A 15,067-nucleotide genomic window follows, 5' to 3' on the forward strand; every position below is an offset into this window, starting at 1 on the left:
GGATCCGGGCCCGCCGAGGGGTTTCTCATGTCCATGGTGCTCCGGGGAGTTCCGGGACACCCGCCCGGGTCAGAACAGCCGCAGCTTGTCGTCCTCGATGCCCCGCATCGCGTTGTAGTCGAGGACCAGGCACCCGATCCCACGGTCCGTCGCCAGCACCCGGGCCTGCGGCTTGATCTCCTGTGCCGCGAACACGCCCCGCACCGGAGCCAGATGCGGATCACGGTTGAGCAGCTCCAGATAGCGGGTCAGCTGCTCCACGCCGTCGATGTCGCCCCGCCGCTTCAGCTCCACGGCCACCGTCGCGCCGTCCGCGTCCCGGCACAGGATGTCGACCGGACCGATCGCGGTCGGGTACTCACGGCGGATCAGGGTGTAGCCCTCGCCGATCGTCTCGATGCGGTCGGCGAGCAGCTCCTGGAGGTGCGCCTCCACGCCGTCCTTGATGAGCCCCGGGTCGACACCCAGCTCATGGGACGAGTCATGGAGGATCTCCTCCATCGTGATGATCAGTTTCTCGCCCGCTTTGTTCACCACGGTCCAGACGCCCTCGTTGTCGTCGGCGCCCTCCTTGAGGGTGCACGGCGGGGACATCCAGTTGAGAGGTTTGTACGCCCGGTCGTCGGCGTGGATCGAGACGCTGCCGTCCGCCTTCACCAGAATCAGACGGGGGGCGGAGGGCAGGTGGGCAGTGAGCCGGCCCGCGTAGTCGACGGAGCAACGGGCGATGACGAGACGCATGGTCGGCAACGCTACTCGACGACCATGGGTCCACGCGATTCCCGGGCCCGTCGCCGTACGCCCCTGACGGATGCCGATCTGTCTTGCCCCTCTTTGCGACCGTTCGTTATTGGCCGGTTGTGTTCCCAATCTCCTGGTGCGGCCCGGACTGCGCCCTTACCGTGTAAGCAGGAGGTCGCCGTCTGTGTACGCAGCGTCGCCGCCCTGCCCTGCCCGTAAGGCCCCGGCCAGCCGTCGGGGTCGCGAGAGGAGAACCCATGTCGCTCGACGTCTCACCGGCGCTGTTGGAACAGGCCGAGCGAGGCGAGGTCGACGAAGCCGACTTCGTCGACTGCGTCCGGACCTCCCTGCCCTACGCATGGGAGATGATCAGCTCTCTGGTGGCCCAGCTGAAGGTCGACGGCGGACAATTCGCCGACAACCAGACGCCGCCGCCGGACGAGCAGGCACGTGGTCAGCTGCTGCGTGCGCTCGCGAGTGATGCGATACGCGGCGCGCTGCAGCGGCACTTCGGGGTGCGCCTGGCATTCCAGAACTGCCACCGCGTCGCGGTGTTCCCGCTGGACGCCTCGGTCGACGAGCGGCTGGCCCGATTCACCTCGGTGAGAGGCCAGTTGCTCAACCAGTCGCCCGAACTACGGGACTGCTGAACGCTTCTGCTGCCGCTTCGGGCCGCGGGAGGTGCAACTGGCTCCGGGGCGGCAGCTCCCGCACCACCGCACCACCAGGACCACCAGCGTGAACGGGTCACTCCAGCAACGGCAGCACTTCCGTGCCCAGCCGCTGCACATTCGTCTCCGTCGCCGCGAGATCGCCCGACCCCTCGACCATGAGGGCGAAGCGGGTGATGCCCGTGCGCTCCGCCGTGGCCGCCAGCCGGTCGGCGGCGAAACGGGGCGGGCCCACCGGATGCAGGCCGCAGAGGAACTCCGTGTACGCGACGGGGTCGCGCATCACCCGGTGGCGGCCGTCGACCGTCACATGGGCGTCGAGCCCCTGCCGCAGCCAGCCCGGCATCGCCTTCACGAGCGTCTCCACGGCGTCCGCGGGACTGTCGGCGATCTGGGCCACCCCTGCGGACACATGTGCTACCCGCTCCACGACCTCCGCCGGCTGACCGGCCTCCCGGGCGGCCGATCGCCACAGCGCGACCACGTCGGCCTTCTCCTCGTCGCCGCAATGCATCCCCAGGAGCATCGGCAAACCCTTTTCAGCGGCGAGTTTCACGCTTTTCGGCGACGTGCAGGCGACGATCACCTCGGGGCCCGGGGGGCCGTCCCCGAGGAGCTCGTCGGCCCGGGGCACCACGGCCACCTCGCGGAAGCCGTAACGCTCTCCGCTCCCCGCCACCCGGGGCTTGTCCAGCCACTCCAGCAGCAGTTCCAGCGCCTCGGGGAAACCCTTCTCGTACGCCTCGAGCCCGCCTCCGAACACCTCCAGGTCGACCCATGGCCCACCGCGCCCGACCCCGAGGGAGAAGCGCCCGCCACTGGTCAGATGCAGCAGCGCGGCCTGCTCGCCGAGCATGACCGGGTGCTGGTTCGGCAGTACGCTCACCGCCGTGCCCACACGGATTCTGCGGGTGCGGCCGAGCAACAGGGCGGCCAGTGTCGTGGCGGACGGGCAGACTCCGTACGGCACGAAATGATGTTCTGCCAGCCAGACGGAATCGAGCCCCGATTCCTCCGCGACCTCCGCGGATCTGACGGCCCGGTGCAGGGCCTCGCCCTGCCCCTGGCCCGGGAACTGGGCTGCCAGTACGAACGTTCCTACGCGCATCGCCTATTGCCTCCTTGCGGCCGACGCGGCTGTCCCCCTCACTGGCAACAACGTCTGACACGTGCCAAAGGCACGGTCCAGGGCGAAGTTGTTGCGATTTTCCGGTAACCCACCCGCCCCGCCACTGCTCACGCGCCTCACACGCCACGGGCCCGTAGCCGATGCCTCTAGGCTGGACGGAACAATCTGCCCGTTCCGCCGCCCCGTGAGGTGTCCCGTGTCCCCGCGCCGCAACCGCCCCCGAGGCGGCGAGAGTCCTGCCGACAGCCCACGAGAGGCGGGGGAGCGGTACGGCGGGGGCGGAGCCGCGGAGAGCTGGCAGGGCGAGGACTGGTCGGTGCGCCCGGTGAGCGGCGCGAGCGCGGCGGGCAAGCGCTACCGCTGCCCCGGCTGCGACCAGGAGATCCCCTCCGGGGTCCCGCACCTCGTCGCCTGGCCCGAGTACGGCGGGATCGACGACCGCAGGCACTGGCACAAGGCCTGCTGGAACGCGAAGGACCGCCGCACCACAAGGGTGCAGCGGTCCAGGAACGCTCCGCGCTACTGAGTCAGACGTCCCGCCGGTCGAGCGACGCGAAGGCGCCGGCCATGGCCACCGCGGTCACGCCGAGCATGACCCACAGCGGCTCCCAGCCGGTCGGCCCCGACGTGGTCACCGACGCGTCGTACATCGCGCCGATCTGGTTGGGGATCGAGTACTCGAAGAGTGCCTCCTGTACCGAGGCCAGCGTCGGCGAGAACATGAAGATCGCCAGCACGAGCGGGAGAAGCACCACCGCGATCATGATCGTGATGGCGCCCGCCGAGTGCCGGATGATCGCGCCGACCGCGAGCGAGAGCAGCCCGAGCGTCGCGATGTAGAGGCCGATCCCCAGCGTGGAGCGCACCCAGAGACCGGTGTCGGGTGTGGCGCCGTCCAGGATGGCCGTCTGCAGGACGCCGACGATCCCGGTGGTCACCGTGGTGATCGTGAAGGCGAGCAGGAAGAAGACGATCGACTTCGCGGTCAGCATCCGCGCCCGGCTCGGGCAGGCGGTCAGCGTCGTGCGGATCATTCCGGTGCTGTACTCGGACGCGATGGTCAGCACGCCGAGAGTGATCACGCAGATCGATCCGAGCAGTACGCCGAAGAAGCCGAGGGTGAGCACGGGGGCGTCGTCCAAGGGGGCGTCCGACATGCTCACGATGAGCGCGACGAGCAGCCCGATGCCGATCAGCAGCACGATCATCACGCCGAGCGTCCACATCGTGGAGCGCACGGAGCGGATCTTCGTCCACTCGGAGGCGATCGCGTCACCGAGGCCAGGGGTACGCACGGGAATCGGGGAGGCGTAAGGGCCCGTCGGGCCGCCCCAGCCCTGCTGCGGCTGCTGAGGAGCCTGGTACGCCTGCGGGGGCGTCTGTGCCTGCGGGGGCGGCGGAGGCATCGTCATCGGGAGTCCTCGTCGGTCTTGCGCTCGGTCCGCTCCGCAGGGGGCGCGGGGGTGGGTGCCGGTGCGCCGGCGTAAGGGTTCTGTCCCGGGGGCGGCGGGGCGTACCAGCCCTGCTGCGGGACCTCCGGCGGAGGCTGCTCGGGAGAATGGCCGGGCTGCGCGTAGCCACCGTGGCCGGGCTGTCCGTAGCCGGGCGGCGGCAGCTGGAGCCCTGCCTTGGCGTCCGCCGTCGAGCGGTAGTCCACGGCGCCCTGCGTCATCCGCATGTACGCCTCCTCGAGCGACGCCTGGTGCGGCGAGAGCTCCCACAGCCGGACGTCCGACTCGTGTGCCAGATCGCTGATCCGGGGCAGTCCGAGCCCGGTGACCCGCAGGGCACCGTCCGGTTCCGGCATGACCCGGCCGCCGGCCTCGGTGAGTGAGGCCGTCAGCTTCTCCCGGTACTCCGGCCGGTCCGCCGGGACGCGCACCCGGGCGAAGTCCGCGGAGTTGGCGGAGATGAAGTCGGTGACGCTCATGTCGGAGAGGAGCTGCCCGCGGCCGATCACGATCAGATGATCGGCGGTGAGTGCCATCTCGCTCATCAGGTGGCTGGAGACGAAGACCGTGCGGCCTTCGGAGGCCAGCCGCTTCATCAGATTCCGGACCCAGAGGATGCCCTCGGGGTCGAGTCCGTTGACCGGCTCGTCGAAGAGCAGGACCTGCGGGTCGCCGAGCAGCGCCGCCGCGATCCCGAGCCGCTGGCCCATACCCAGGGAGAAGCCCTTGGACCGCTTCTTCGCGACGTCCTGCAGTCCGACGACGCCGAGGACCTCGTCCACCCGGGCCGCCGGGATGCCCGCCAGCTGGGCCAGGCTCAGCAGGTGGTTACGGGCGCTGCGCCCGCCGTGCACGGCCTTGGCGTCGAGCAGTGCCCCCACCTGGCGCGGGGCATTGGGCAGGCTGCGGAAGGCGTGGCCGCCGATCGTCACGTGTCCGGACGTCGGCCGGTCCAGGCCGAGCATCATGCGCATGGTGGTGGACTTGCCCGACCCGTTGGGACCGAGGAACCCCGTGACGGCACCGGGCCGCACCTGGAAGGAAAGGTTGTGCACGGCCGTCTTCGCGCCGTAGCGCTTGGTCAGGCCGACTGCCTCGATCATTCTCCAGCCCCATCGACTTATCTGTCGTCGGGGCCCAGGCCTCCGGCCGCGCGCCCCCGTCAAGAGTTAGGAGGATAACCAGCCGCAGGTGGTTCCGGCCAAGTCGTTACGCGGAGCGTCGGCGTTCCGGGTGCCGCTCAGGCGTCCCGCTTCTTCAGTACGAGGTAACCGCCGATCAGGGCCGCCACCACCCACAGGGCCATGATCCCGAGCCCGGCCCACGGCCCGTACGGTGCCGGATCGCTGTTCATGGCGTCCGGAACCACCTGCATGATCTTGGAGCCGGCCTGGTCGGGGAAGTACCGGGCCACGCTCTTGGCGCCGGGGACCGCCGAGAGGATCTGCGAGACGAGGAAGAAGAACGGCATCAGGATGCCCAGCGACAGCATGGAGCTGCGCAGCATCGTGGCCACACCCATCGAGAAGACCGCGATCAGGCCCATGTAGATGCCGCCGCCGACGACCGCGCGGAGCACGTTCTCCGCGCCGATGTCGGTGCCGCGGTCGCCGAGCAGGGCCTGGCTGAGGAAGAAGGTGATGAAGCTGGTGGCGAGGCCGACCACCAGCGCGAGGACGCCCGCGACCGCGATCTTGCTGAAGAGGAACGACCCCCGCTGCGGTACGGCCGCCAGCGAGGTGCGGATCATTCCGGAGCTGTACTCCGTGCCCACCACCAGGACACCGAAGACGACCATCGCCAGCTGCCCGAGGACCATCCCGGAGAAGCTCACGAACGTCGGGTCGAAGGTGGCCTGCTCGGCGGCGGAGAGATCGTCGAACTGGCTGTTCAGCAGGGCGCTCAGGGCCGCGCCCATGGCGACGGTGACGAGGAACGCGCAGATCAGCGTCCAAGTGGTCGACGAGACCGTACGGATCTTGGTCCACTCGGAATTCAGGACCGCGGGTACCGATGCCATGGCCGTCACACCCCCGTCGTGCGTTCGCCGGCGGTGCCGCCGGGCTGCTGCTGGTTCCACTGCTCGCCCCAGTGCGGGCCCACCGGCGGTGGCTGGACTTCGTCGCGATCGGAATGGGCGTGGTATTCCACGGAGCCCGCGGTCATCTGCATGAAGGCCTCCTCCAGGGAGGCCCGCTGGGCGCTGAGCTCGTGCAGCACGATCCCGTGCAGGCCGGCGAGCTCCCCGAGCCGCTCCGGGGCCTCGCCGTCGATCTCCAGCGTCCCGTTGCCCGACTCGACCGCGACGACGCCCTCCGCGTGCAGCAGATCGCGCAGGCGCTCCTGCTCGGGGGAGCGCATCCGCACGAAGCTGCGGGAGTTCTCGTGGATGAAGTCGGCCATCGAGGTGTCCGCCAGCAGCTTGCCCTGCCCGATGACGATCAAATGATCCGCGGTCAGGGCCATTTCGCTCATCAGGTGCGAGGAGACGAAGATCGTCCGGCCTTCCGCCGCGAGGGCCTTCATCAGATTTCTGATCCAGTGGATTCCCTCGGGGTCCAGACCGTTGACGGGTTCGTCGAACATCAGGATCTCGGGGTCACCCAGCAGGGCGGCCGCGATTCCCAGCCGCTGGCCCATGCCGAGGGAGAAGCCCTTGGACTTCTTCTTCGCCACCGCGCTCAGGCCGACCGTGTCCAGCACATGGGAGACCCGGCTGGCCGGGATGCGGTTGCTCTGGGCGAGGCACAGGAGGTTGTTGTACGCGCTGCGCCCGCCGTGCATCGACTTGGCGTCCAGCAGGGCCCCGATGTGCTTGAGCGGTTCCTGGAGGTCGCGGTAGTGCCGGCCGTCGATCCGCACCGTGCCGCTGGTCGGGTTGTCGAGGTCGAGCATCATCCGCATGGTCGTGGACTTGCCCGCCCCGTTCGGGCCGAGGAATCCCGTCACCATTCCCGGTCTGACCCGGCATGACAGATGGTCGACGGCAACCTTGTTGCCGAAGCGTTTGGTGAGGCCGTCGAGCTCGATCATGCGCTCACGCTAGAACGGCCGCGCGCCCGGCGCCACCACAAAGGCGGAACCGGGCGCGCAATGGGGTACAGCTGATGTACGTGCCCCGGGCCTTTCGTTCGGGTCAGGCCCGAACGAAAGGCCTGTGCTCAGCGGGTCTGCTGGGCGGGGACCCCGCGGGTGGCGGACTCGTCCTCCGCCGGGGAGCCGGCGGCGGCGACCGCGGCACCCGTCAGAGTCGCCAGCATCTCGCGGACGTTGGTCAGCTGGGCGTTGATCGAGTCGCGGCGGTTGGTGAGCGCCGCCAGCTCGCGCTCCGATTCGCTGCGGATCCGGTCGGCCTTGGCGTTCGCGTCGGCCACGATGTCCTCGGCCTGACGCTGAGCCGTCTCCACCGTCTGACGGGCCCGGCGCTCGGCGTCCGTACGGAGCTTCTCGGCCTCCAGGCGGAGCTGCTCCGCGCGGTGCTCGATCTCGGCGAGGCGCTTCTCGGCCTTCGCCTGACGGGACGCGAGGTCGCGCTCCGACTGCTCGCGGCGCTTGGCCAGGTTCGTCTCGAAGTCCGCGGCGGCCTGGGCGGCCTTGGCGCGGGTCTCCTCGAAGAGGGCGTCCGCCTCCTCGCGCTTCTGCTGGGCGTCCTTCTGGGCGTCGGTGCGCAGTGTGCTCGCTTCGCCCTTGGCCTTCTCGACGATGCGGACGCCCTCGTCCTCGGCCTTCGTCTTGCGGTCCGCGGCGAACGTCTCCGCGTCGTTGCGCACCTGCTGGGCGGCCGACTCGGCCAGCTCGCGGTGCTGCTCGGCCGCGCGGCGGGCCTCCTCACGCAGGTCCTTCGCCTCCTCCTCTGCGAGGCGGAGGATCTTCTCGACGCGGGCGCCGAGCCCGGCGTACGACGGCTCGGCGTCGTTGACCTGGGCCTGGGCGTTCTGCGTCTCGAGGTGGAGCTCCTCGATGCGCTTTTCCAGAGAGGTGATGCGTGCGAGCGCGCTGTCACGGTCGGCGACGAGTTTGGTAATGCGGTCGTCCACCTGACCGCGGTCGTATCCACGTCGCACGAGCTCGAAGCCGAAGGGGGAGGAAGGGTCGCTCATGGGGTTCCTGTCGAATGAGACCGGTGAGGTGTTAGAGGGAATCCTAGGGGCCTGAGCGGCGTGTCAACGTGAAGATGCCGCTTTGGTATGGAGAATGACACCCCTTTTGAGTGGCTGACCCCCGGAGCGCTTGCGACTCGAAGGGTTGAATGTTCATGGCGAAATGACTGAGCGGCTACCCGTCCGACGCCTTGCCACCCGACCGGGTACCCGCTGCCGCGCCGGCCTTGACGCCCCCGGCACCGCCCCCCGACGCCTTGCCCGTTCCGCCCGGAGCCTCGAAAGACTCCAACGCCTCGAGGACGTCCTGGACACGGGAGATCTCCGTATTGATGTCCTCGCGCCTGCGGACCAGCAGATCCAGCTCCCGACGGCCCTCGTCGACCATCTGCGTCGCCTCGGCCTCGGCGTCGGCGCGCAGCTTCTCGGCCACCCGGCTCAGCTCGGCCTTCTTGGTCTCGGCCTCCTTGAGGAGCGACTCGGCCCGCTTCACGGCGGCGATACGGACCTTGCTCGCCTCCGAATTCGCGTCCGACAGCAGCTCCTTGGCCTTGGCCTCGGCCTCCGTCCGCTGTTCCGTCGCAGCCTTCATCAGCTTGTCGACGCGCTCGCCCGCCGTCTTCATCTGCTCGGAGGTCTCGCGCCGGGCGCGCTCGTGCAGCTCCTCGATCTCGCTCTCGATCCGGGTCCTGAGCTCCTCCGCCCGCTCCCGGGTCGCGGTGGCATCCCGGCGGGCGCCGACGAGCAGCTCGTCCGCGTCCGTACGGGCCCGCTCCACAAGGGAGTTGCCCTCGACCGTCGCCGCCGAGGTGATCCGGACGGCCTCGTTGCGGGCGGCGCCGACCATCCTGTCGGCCTGCTCCTCGGCCTCGGTGGCGGCGCGCAGCGCCTCCTCCTGTGCCTTGTTGACGAGCTGATCGGCCTGTTCGGCGGCGTCGGCACGGCGCTTCGCCGCGGCCTCGCGTGCCTCGTCCAGCAGCCGGTCGGCCTCCTGGCGGGCCTCCGCGCGCAGTTGCTCCGCCGCGGACTCGGCGTCGGCGCGCAGCCGCTCCGACTCCTCACGGGTGCGGGCCGCGTGATCCTGGGCCGAACCGACGGTCTGTGCCGCCTCCGCGCGCAGCCGCTCCGCCTCGTCGGTCGCCTCGGAGACGAAGCGTTCCGACTGCTCGGTGGCCTCGCTGCGGACCCGCTCGCTCTCGCTCGTCGCCTCGGCCATGAGCCGGTCGGCCTGCGCCGCCGCCTCGGAACGGATGCGGTTGGCGTCCTCACGGGCCTCGCCACGGGCGCGCGAGGCGTCCTGCTCCGCCGACGCGAGGGCGTCGGAAGCCTCCGTACGGACCCGCTGGCTGTACTCCGAGGTGTCCGAGCGCAGCTTCTCCGACTCGGTGATGGCCTCGGAGACGGTCCGCTCGGCCAGGGTCTTCGCGGCCTCCGACTCCTCGTGCGCGACCTGGCGGATGCGGTTGGCGTCCTCGGCGGCCCGCTCGCGCTCGGCGTAGGCGTCCGACCTGAGCCGGTCCGCCTCCTCCTGCGCCTCGGTCCTCGTCCGCTCCGCCGAGTGCTCGGCGGCGGAACGCAGACCGGTGATCTCCTCCTCGGCCTGTTCCTGCAGCCCGGCGACGGAGTCCCGCACCTGCTGTGCGGTCTGCTCGGCTGCGGAGACCAGCTCGGTGGCCCGGCTCTCCGCCTCCTCGACCAGCCGCTGGGCCTCGGCCTGGGCCTCCTCGACCCGCTTGCGGGCGGAGGCGAGGAGCTCCTCGCTCTGCTCGCGGGCGCGCTCGCGCTCCTGCTCCGCCTCGGCGCGCGCGGAGCCGAGTGCCTCCTCGGCGGCGCGGCGGCGCCGGTTGGCCTCCTCCTGGGCGGCGGCCAGGGCCTCGGCGGCCTCCGTGCCGACCCGCTCGGCGGCGGCCGCGGCCTCGGAGCGCACCCGGTCGGCGGTCTCCTGCGCCTCGTTCTTCAGCCGCTCGGCCTCGGCGGCGGCCTCGCTGCGCAGCCGTACGGCAACGGACTCGCCCTCGGCGCGGGACTGCGCGGCATCGGCGGCGGCCTCGGTGCGCAGCCGCTCGGCCTCCGTGGTGGCCTGCTCCTGGAGCGTGCGCAGCCGCTCGGCGGCCTCCGCGCGGAGCCGTTCGGACTCCTCGTTCGTCTCGCGGCGGATCCGCTCCGCCTCCGTACGCGCCTCGCCGAGCGCCTCCTCGGCGGCGGTGACCCGGGACCCGGCCTCGGTGTGCAGCCGGGTCAGCTCCTCGGCCGCCTCGGCCTTACGGGCCTCGACCCCGCGCTCGGTCTCCTCGCGCAGCGCCTCGGCAGCCGTCTCCGCCGCGGCGGTCAGGGCGGTGGCCTGCTCCTCGGCCTCGGCACGCAGCTTCTCCGCCTCGGCACGGCTGCGTTCCAGCGCTTCCTCGGCCTGCTTGCGCAGGCCCGCGGCACGCTCGGCGGCCTCGGTCCTGACGCGCTCGCTCTCGGTGCCCGCGGAGGTCCGCAGCTCCTCGGCGTCGGCCTTGGCCTTGGTGAGCAGCTCCTCGGCGGTGCGGGCACCCTCCTCGAGCTGCTGGACGGCCTCGCGGCGCGCCTCGCCACGGATCCGCTCGCCCTCGGCCACTGCCTCGGACCGGAGCTGCTCGGCCTCGCCGCGGAGCCGGCGCGCCTCCTCCTGGAGCTCGACGGTCTTGGCGCGGTACTCCTTGGTGTCGTCCTTGGCCGCGCCCTTGAGCTGGTCGGCCTGCTCGGCGGCCTCGCCGCGCAGCCGGTCCGCCTCGGCCTCGGCCTCACGGCGGATCCGGTCGGCCTCCTCACCGGCGGCCTTGGTCGTCGACCTGGCGTCGTCGGAGGCCTTGGTCAGGACCTCCTCGGCGCTCCGGGCCGCCTTCGCGAGCTGGGCGGCGGCGTCCTCGGCGGCCAGGGTGCGGGCCTTCTCGGCGGCCTCGGCGACCACCCGCTCCGCTTCCGCCCGGGCGTCGACGAGGGCCTGCTCGGCCTCTTCCTTGAGCGTCTCGGCCTGCTTCGTGGCCTCGCCGACCAGCCGGGCGATCTCGGACCTGGCCGTACGGGTGCGCTGCTCGTTCTGCGACTCGGCGCCGGCCAGCCGCTTGACCGCGGCCTCCTTCGCCTCGGCGAGGACCTTCTCGGCCTCCAGCCGGGCCTCGCGCAGCCGGGTCTCGGCCTCCTGGGTGCGCTGCTCGGCGGTGCGGTTCAGCTCCGCTGTCTGCTGCCGGGTCTGCTCGGTCTCGGCGGTGGCCGTCGAGCGCAGCTGCTCGGCGTGACTGGTGGCCTCCTGGGCCTGCGTGGAGGCCGCGTCGAGCAGCCTCTCGGCGTCCCTGCGGGCACGCAGCAGCGTGGCCTCGGCCTCGCCACGGGCCGACTCCGTCTCGGAGTTGAGGCGCCGGCGGGTCTCGTCGGCGAGCCGGGCCGCCTCGGCGCGGGCGGCGGCCAGCGACTGCTCGGACTCCGTGCGCGACTCGTCCAGCAGGCGGCGGGCCTGGGACTCGGTCCTGGCCCGCAACTGCTCGGCCCAGGCGACGTTCTCGTTGACGTGGGACTCGACGGTCTGCCGGCGTTCCGCCAGCTCCTGGTCGAGCCGCTGGCGCCGCTGGACGGCCTCGGCGTGCAACTCGGCCTGCAGCCGGGCCTGGTGCTCCGCGTGCTCCTGCAGGATCCGCTGCGTCTGCGCCCTGGCCTCGCGCAGCTCGCGCTCGGCGTCGGTACGCAGCTGGTCGGCCTGGATCTGGGCATTGCGGAGCATCTGTTCGGCCTGGTAGCCGATGTCCGCGCTGTCGTGTGCGGGACGGGTCGCCAGACTGCGCCGTGCCTCGTGCAGCTTGGCGCGCAAGACCTCGACCTGGTAACCGAGGTCCTCGGCGTGCTGGACGGCCTTCTCCCGGTCGGTCTTCAGCCGGTCCATCTCGGCTTCGAACCGCGAGAGATGGTCGTCGTCAGCTCGGTGGCTCTGCTGGCTCTCGTAGCCCCGCACTGCGCGGTCCCATCCTTCCCCGAGCTCTCAACTTTGTTCGAGCAGGGGAGACCCCAACCCTGGTCGCAATTCTCCGTACGAGTACCGCTCGCCGGCGAGCGGTCCCCCGGGGAATGGTGACAGATCAACGGCGAGGACGCGGCGCGGCCCCGACCCGGCCCCGGCCCGGAACCGCCCACTCTACCGGGCCGGGTATCGGTCGGGTCAGTGCTCTGTTGCCGAGGTGACCAGTTCGGTCAGCACACCGTGGCAGTCCTTGGGGTGGAGGAAGGTGATCCGGGAGCCCATCGACCCGGTCCTGGGCTCGTCGTACAGCACCCGGACGCCCTTCCCGCGGATGTCCGCGGCGTCCCCGTCGACATCCGCGGTCCCGAACGCGATGTGGTGCACGCCCTCACCATTCTTTGCCAGCCACTTGCCGACGGCCGAATCCTCACGGGTCGGCTCGAGCAGCTGGAGGTAGGAAGCCCCTCCGTCGGAGGTGTCGTTGATCTTCAGCATGGCCTCCCGGACACCCTGCTCCTCGTTGATCTCGGTGTGGTGCACCTCGAAGCCGTAGGTCGCGCGGTAGAACTCCACCGTCCTGTCGAGGTCGAAACAGGCGATTCCGATGTGGTCGATTCGCGTCAGCATGGAACCAGTGCAGCGCCCCGGCGGTGGTTACGCAACGTGCGCGCGATCACACCGACAGCCGGATGACGGGCGCCGTACCGCTCAGTACATTCAGGTAAACCCTCGTTCACAACCAATCCAAGGGGCTGCGCCTCATGTCAGGAACGACCGGAACCACCTCAGTGATCGTCGCGGGCGCACGTACGCCCATGGGCCGTCTCCTCGGCTCGCTGAAGAGCTTCTCCGGAGCCGACCTCGGAGGCGTCGCCATCAAGGCAGCGCTGGACCGTGCCGGGATCGGCGGCGACCAGGTCGAGTATGTGATCATGGGCCAGGTGCTCCAGGCCGGGGCAGGGCAGATCCCGGCACGCCAGGCCGCGGTCAAGGCCGGAATCCCGCTGAACGTCCCCGCGCTCACCGTCAACAAGGTGTGCCTGTCGGGGCTCGACGCGATCGCCCTGGCGGACCAGCTGATCCGCGCGGGCGAGTTCGACGTCGTGGTGGCGGGCGGCCAGGAATCCATGACCAACGCCCCGCACCTGCTTCCGAAGTCCCGCGAGGGATACAAGTACGGTGCGGTCGAGATGCTCGACTCCATGGCCCACGACGGCCTGACGGACGCCTACGAGAACATCCCGATGGGTGAGTCCACCGAGAAGCACAACACCCGCCTCGGCCTGGCCCGCGCCGACCAGGACGAGATCGGCGCCCTGTCCCACCAGCGCGCCGCAGCCGCCCAGAAGAACGGCATCTTCGAGGCCGAGATCACCCCGGTCGAGATCCCGCAGCGCAAGGGCGACCCGGTCCTCTTCGCCAAGGACGAGGGCATCCGCCCCGAGACGACCGCCGAGTCCCTCGGGAAGCTGCGGCCCGCCTTCACCAAGGACGGCACGATCACGGCGGGCACCTCCTCGCAGATCTCCGACGGCGCCGCCGCCGTCGTCGTCATGAGCAAGGCCAAGGCCGAGGAGCTGGGCCTGGACTGGATCGCCGAGATCGGCGCACACGGCAACGTGGCGGGCCCGGACAACTCGCTCCAGTCGCAGCCGTCCAACGCCATCCGGCACGCCCTGAAGAAGGAGGGCATCGGCGTCGAGGACCTCGACCTCATCGAGATCAACGAGGCCTTCGCGGCCGTCGCGGTCCAGTCGATGAAGGACCTCGGCGTCACCTCCGACAAGGTCAACGTGAACGGCGGCGCGATCGCGCTCGGCCACCCCATCGGCATGTCCGGCGCCCGTGTGGTGCTGCACCTGGCGCTGGAGCTGAAGCGGCGCGGCGGCGGCACCGGGGCGGCGGCGCTGTGCGGCGGCGGCGGCCAGGGCGACGCGTTGATCATCCGCGTACCGGGCAAGTAGTCACCGTACGAGCGAGCGAGGAGGCCGAGTGAAGGTGGACGTCCCCACCCTGGTCGAGCAGGCACGTGAGGGCAGGCCGCGTGCGGTGGCCCGGCTCATCTCCCTGGTGGAGGGTGCCTCGCCGCAGCTGCGGGAGGTGATGGCGGCCCTGGCACCGCTCGCGGGTCATGCCTACGTCGTCGGCCTGACCGGGTCGCCGGGTGTCGGCAAGTCCACCTCGACCTCGGCGCTGGTCTCGGCCTACCGGAAGGCCGGCAAACGCGTCGGTGTCCTGGCCGTCGACCCGTCGTCGCCCTTCTCCGGGGGCGCGCTCCTCGGCGACCGGGTCCGGATGTCGGAGCACGCCTCCGACCCGGGCGTCTACATCCGCTCGATGGCCACCCGGGGCCACCTGGGCGGCCTCGCCTGGTCGGCACCTCAGGCGATCCGGGTGCTGGACGCGGCGGGCTGCGACGTGATCCTCGTGGAGACGGTGGGGGTAGGCCAGTCGGAGGTGGAGATCGCCTCCCAGGCCGACACCTCCGTCGTCCTCCTCGCCCCGGGCATGGGCGACGGTATCCAGGCGGCGAAGGCCGGAATCCTGGAGATCGGCGACGTGTACGTGGTCAACAAGGCCGACCGGGACGGCGCGGACGCCACCGCGCGCGAGCTCAACCACATGCTGGGTCTCGGGGAGTCCCGGGGGCCCGGCGACTGGCGGCCGCCGATCGTGAAGACGGTCGCCGCCCGGGGCGAGGGCCTCGACGAGGTGGTCGAGGCGCTCGAGAAGCACCGGGCGTGGATGGAGGAGCACGGTGTTCTGGCCGAGCGGCGCACGGCGCGTGCGGCCCGCGAGGTCGAGACGATCGCCGTCACCGCGCTCCGTGAACGGATCGCCGATCTGCACGGCGACCGCCGGCTGGACGCGCTCGCGGAACGGATCGTGGCCGGAGGCCTCGACCCGTACGCGGCGGCGGACGAGCTGGTCGCGGGACTCACCGGCAAGGGCACCGGAGTCCGCGCGTCGGCGGCCACACCCGGCGGCCGAAGGACATC

The 15,067-nt window shown here is 70.9% G+C and carries 13 protein-coding genes; 4 read left to right on the forward strand and 9 right to left on the reverse strand.

Features of this window, described 5'->3' with window-relative positions:
- Nucleotides 1-69 precede the first annotated feature (69 nt).
- Nucleotides 70-741: an endonuclease NucS gene (gene nucS / locus ACFWFI_RS30410; protein WP_383563528.1), complete on the reverse strand. Its 672-nt coding sequence runs from the start codon at nt 739-741 to the stop codon at nt 70-72.
- Between the two features lie 257 nt (nt 742-998).
- Between nucS and ACFWFI_RS30415 the strand changes: the two genes are divergently transcribed.
- Nucleotides 999-1,391, forward strand: coding sequence for an SCO5389 family protein (locus ACFWFI_RS30415; RefSeq protein WP_014154035.1), 393 nt, complete (start codon nt 999-1,001; stop codon nt 1,389-1,391).
- Between the two features lie 97 nt (nt 1,392-1,488).
- Here ACFWFI_RS30415 and ACFWFI_RS30420 read toward each other — a convergent pair whose 3' ends face one another.
- Nucleotides 1,489-2,520: an LLM class flavin-dependent oxidoreductase gene (locus ACFWFI_RS30420; protein WP_387396332.1), complete on the reverse strand. Its 1,032-nt coding sequence runs from the start codon at nt 2,518-2,520 to the stop codon at nt 1,489-1,491.
- A 217-nt stretch (nt 2,521-2,737) separates the two neighbouring features.
- On the opposite strand from ACFWFI_RS30420, the gene ACFWFI_RS30425 reads away from it, so the two are divergent.
- The gene (locus ACFWFI_RS30425; protein ID WP_387396334.1) at nt 2,738-3,067 is read left to right on the forward strand and encodes an ATP/GTP-binding protein; all 330 of its coding nucleotides are present in this window, start codon (nt 2,738-2,740) and stop codon (nt 3,065-3,067) included.
- Between the two features lies 1 nt (nt 3,068).
- Here the strand turns inward: ACFWFI_RS30425 and ACFWFI_RS30430 are convergent, their stop codons facing one another.
- The 7 genes from ACFWFI_RS30430 to mce form a co-directional block, all read right to left on the reverse strand.
- Entirely contained in the window at nt 3,069-3,953 is an 885-nt protein-coding gene (locus ACFWFI_RS30430; protein ID WP_387396336.1) for an ABC transporter permease subunit, read from the reverse strand.
- Nucleotides 3,950-5,095 (reverse strand): ABC transporter ATP-binding protein, encoded by a 1,146-nt coding sequence (locus tag ACFWFI_RS30435; RefSeq protein ID WP_387396339.1) that lies wholly within the window; start codon nt 5,093-5,095, stop codon nt 3,950-3,952. The genes ACFWFI_RS30430 and ACFWFI_RS30435 overlap by 4 nt, the downstream gene beginning before the upstream one ends.
- A 137-nt stretch (nt 5,096-5,232) precedes the next feature.
- The gene (locus ACFWFI_RS30440) at nt 5,233-6,012 is read right to left on the reverse strand and encodes an ABC transporter permease subunit (protein WP_387396342.1); all 780 of its coding nucleotides are present in this window, start codon (nt 6,010-6,012) and stop codon (nt 5,233-5,235) included.
- Between the two features lie 5 nt (nt 6,013-6,017).
- Entirely contained in the window at nt 6,018-7,025 is a 1,008-nt protein-coding gene (locus tag ACFWFI_RS30445) for an ATP-binding cassette domain-containing protein (RefSeq protein ID WP_387396345.1), read from the reverse strand.
- A gap of 128 nt (nt 7,026-7,153) precedes the next feature.
- Nucleotides 7,154-8,092 (reverse strand): coiled-coil domain-containing protein, encoded by a 939-nt coding sequence (locus ACFWFI_RS30450; protein WP_387396348.1) that lies wholly within the window; start codon nt 8,090-8,092, stop codon nt 7,154-7,156.
- Between the two features lie 175 nt (nt 8,093-8,267).
- Complete coding sequence (gene scy, locus ACFWFI_RS30455) at nt 8,268-12,062, reverse strand: polarized growth protein Scy (protein ID WP_387396350.1); 3,795 nt, start codon at nt 12,060-12,062, stop codon at nt 8,268-8,270.
- 204 nt (nt 12,063-12,266) lie between these two features.
- Entirely contained in the window at nt 12,267-12,695 is a 429-nt protein-coding gene (mce, locus tag ACFWFI_RS30460; protein WP_387396353.1) for a methylmalonyl-CoA epimerase, read from the reverse strand.
- 134 nt (nt 12,696-12,829) lie between these two features.
- Between mce and ACFWFI_RS30465 the strand changes: the two genes are divergently transcribed.
- Nucleotides 12,830-14,032: an acetyl-CoA C-acetyltransferase gene (locus tag ACFWFI_RS30465; protein ID WP_387396356.1), complete on the forward strand. Its 1,203-nt coding sequence runs from the start codon at nt 12,830-12,832 to the stop codon at nt 14,030-14,032.
- A 28-nt stretch (nt 14,033-14,060) separates the two neighbouring features.
- The coding region (meaB, locus tag ACFWFI_RS30470; RefSeq protein WP_387396358.1) for a methylmalonyl Co-A mutase-associated GTPase MeaB at nt 14,061-15,067 on the forward strand (1,007 nt) is incomplete at its 3' end.

Source organism: Streptomyces sp. NPDC060209, assembly GCF_042728155.1.
Classification (GTDB): Bacteria; Actinomycetota; Actinomycetes; order Streptomycetales; family Streptomycetaceae; genus Streptomyces.

Excerpts from the sequence above, each read along its gene's own strand:
- nucS (WP_383563528.1), bottom strand. The coding sequence starts at position 741 with ATGCGTCTCGTCATCGCCCGTTGCTCCGTCGACTACGCGGGCCGGCTC.
- ACFWFI_RS30415 (WP_014154035.1), top strand. The coding sequence starts at position 999 with ATGTCGCTCGACGTCTCACCGGCGCTGTTGGAACAGGCCGAGCGAGGC.
- ACFWFI_RS30420 (WP_387396332.1), bottom strand. The coding sequence starts at position 2,520 with ATGCGCGTAGGAACGTTCGTACTGGCAGCCCAGTTCCCGGGCCAGGGG.
- ACFWFI_RS30430 (WP_387396336.1), bottom strand. The coding sequence starts at position 3,953 with ATGACGATGCCTCCGCCGCCCCCGCAGGCACAGACGCCCCCGCAGGCG.
- ACFWFI_RS30435 (WP_387396339.1), bottom strand. The coding sequence starts at position 5,095 with ATGATCGAGGCAGTCGGCCTGACCAAGCGCTACGGCGCGAAGACGGCC.
- ACFWFI_RS30440 (WP_387396342.1), bottom strand. The coding sequence starts at position 6,012 with ATGGCATCGGTACCCGCGGTCCTGAATTCCGAGTGGACCAAGATCCGT.
- ACFWFI_RS30445 (WP_387396345.1), bottom strand. The coding sequence starts at position 7,025 with ATGATCGAGCTCGACGGCCTCACCAAACGCTTCGGCAACAAGGTTGCC.
- ACFWFI_RS30450 (WP_387396348.1), bottom strand. The coding sequence starts at position 8,092 with ATGAGCGACCCTTCCTCCCCCTTCGGCTTCGAGCTCGTGCGACGTGGA.
- mce (WP_387396353.1), bottom strand. The coding sequence starts at position 12,695 with ATGCTGACGCGAATCGACCACATCGGAATCGCCTGTTTCGACCTCGAC.
- ACFWFI_RS30465 (WP_387396356.1), top strand. The coding sequence starts at position 12,830 with ATGTCAGGAACGACCGGAACCACCTCAGTGATCGTCGCGGGCGCACGT.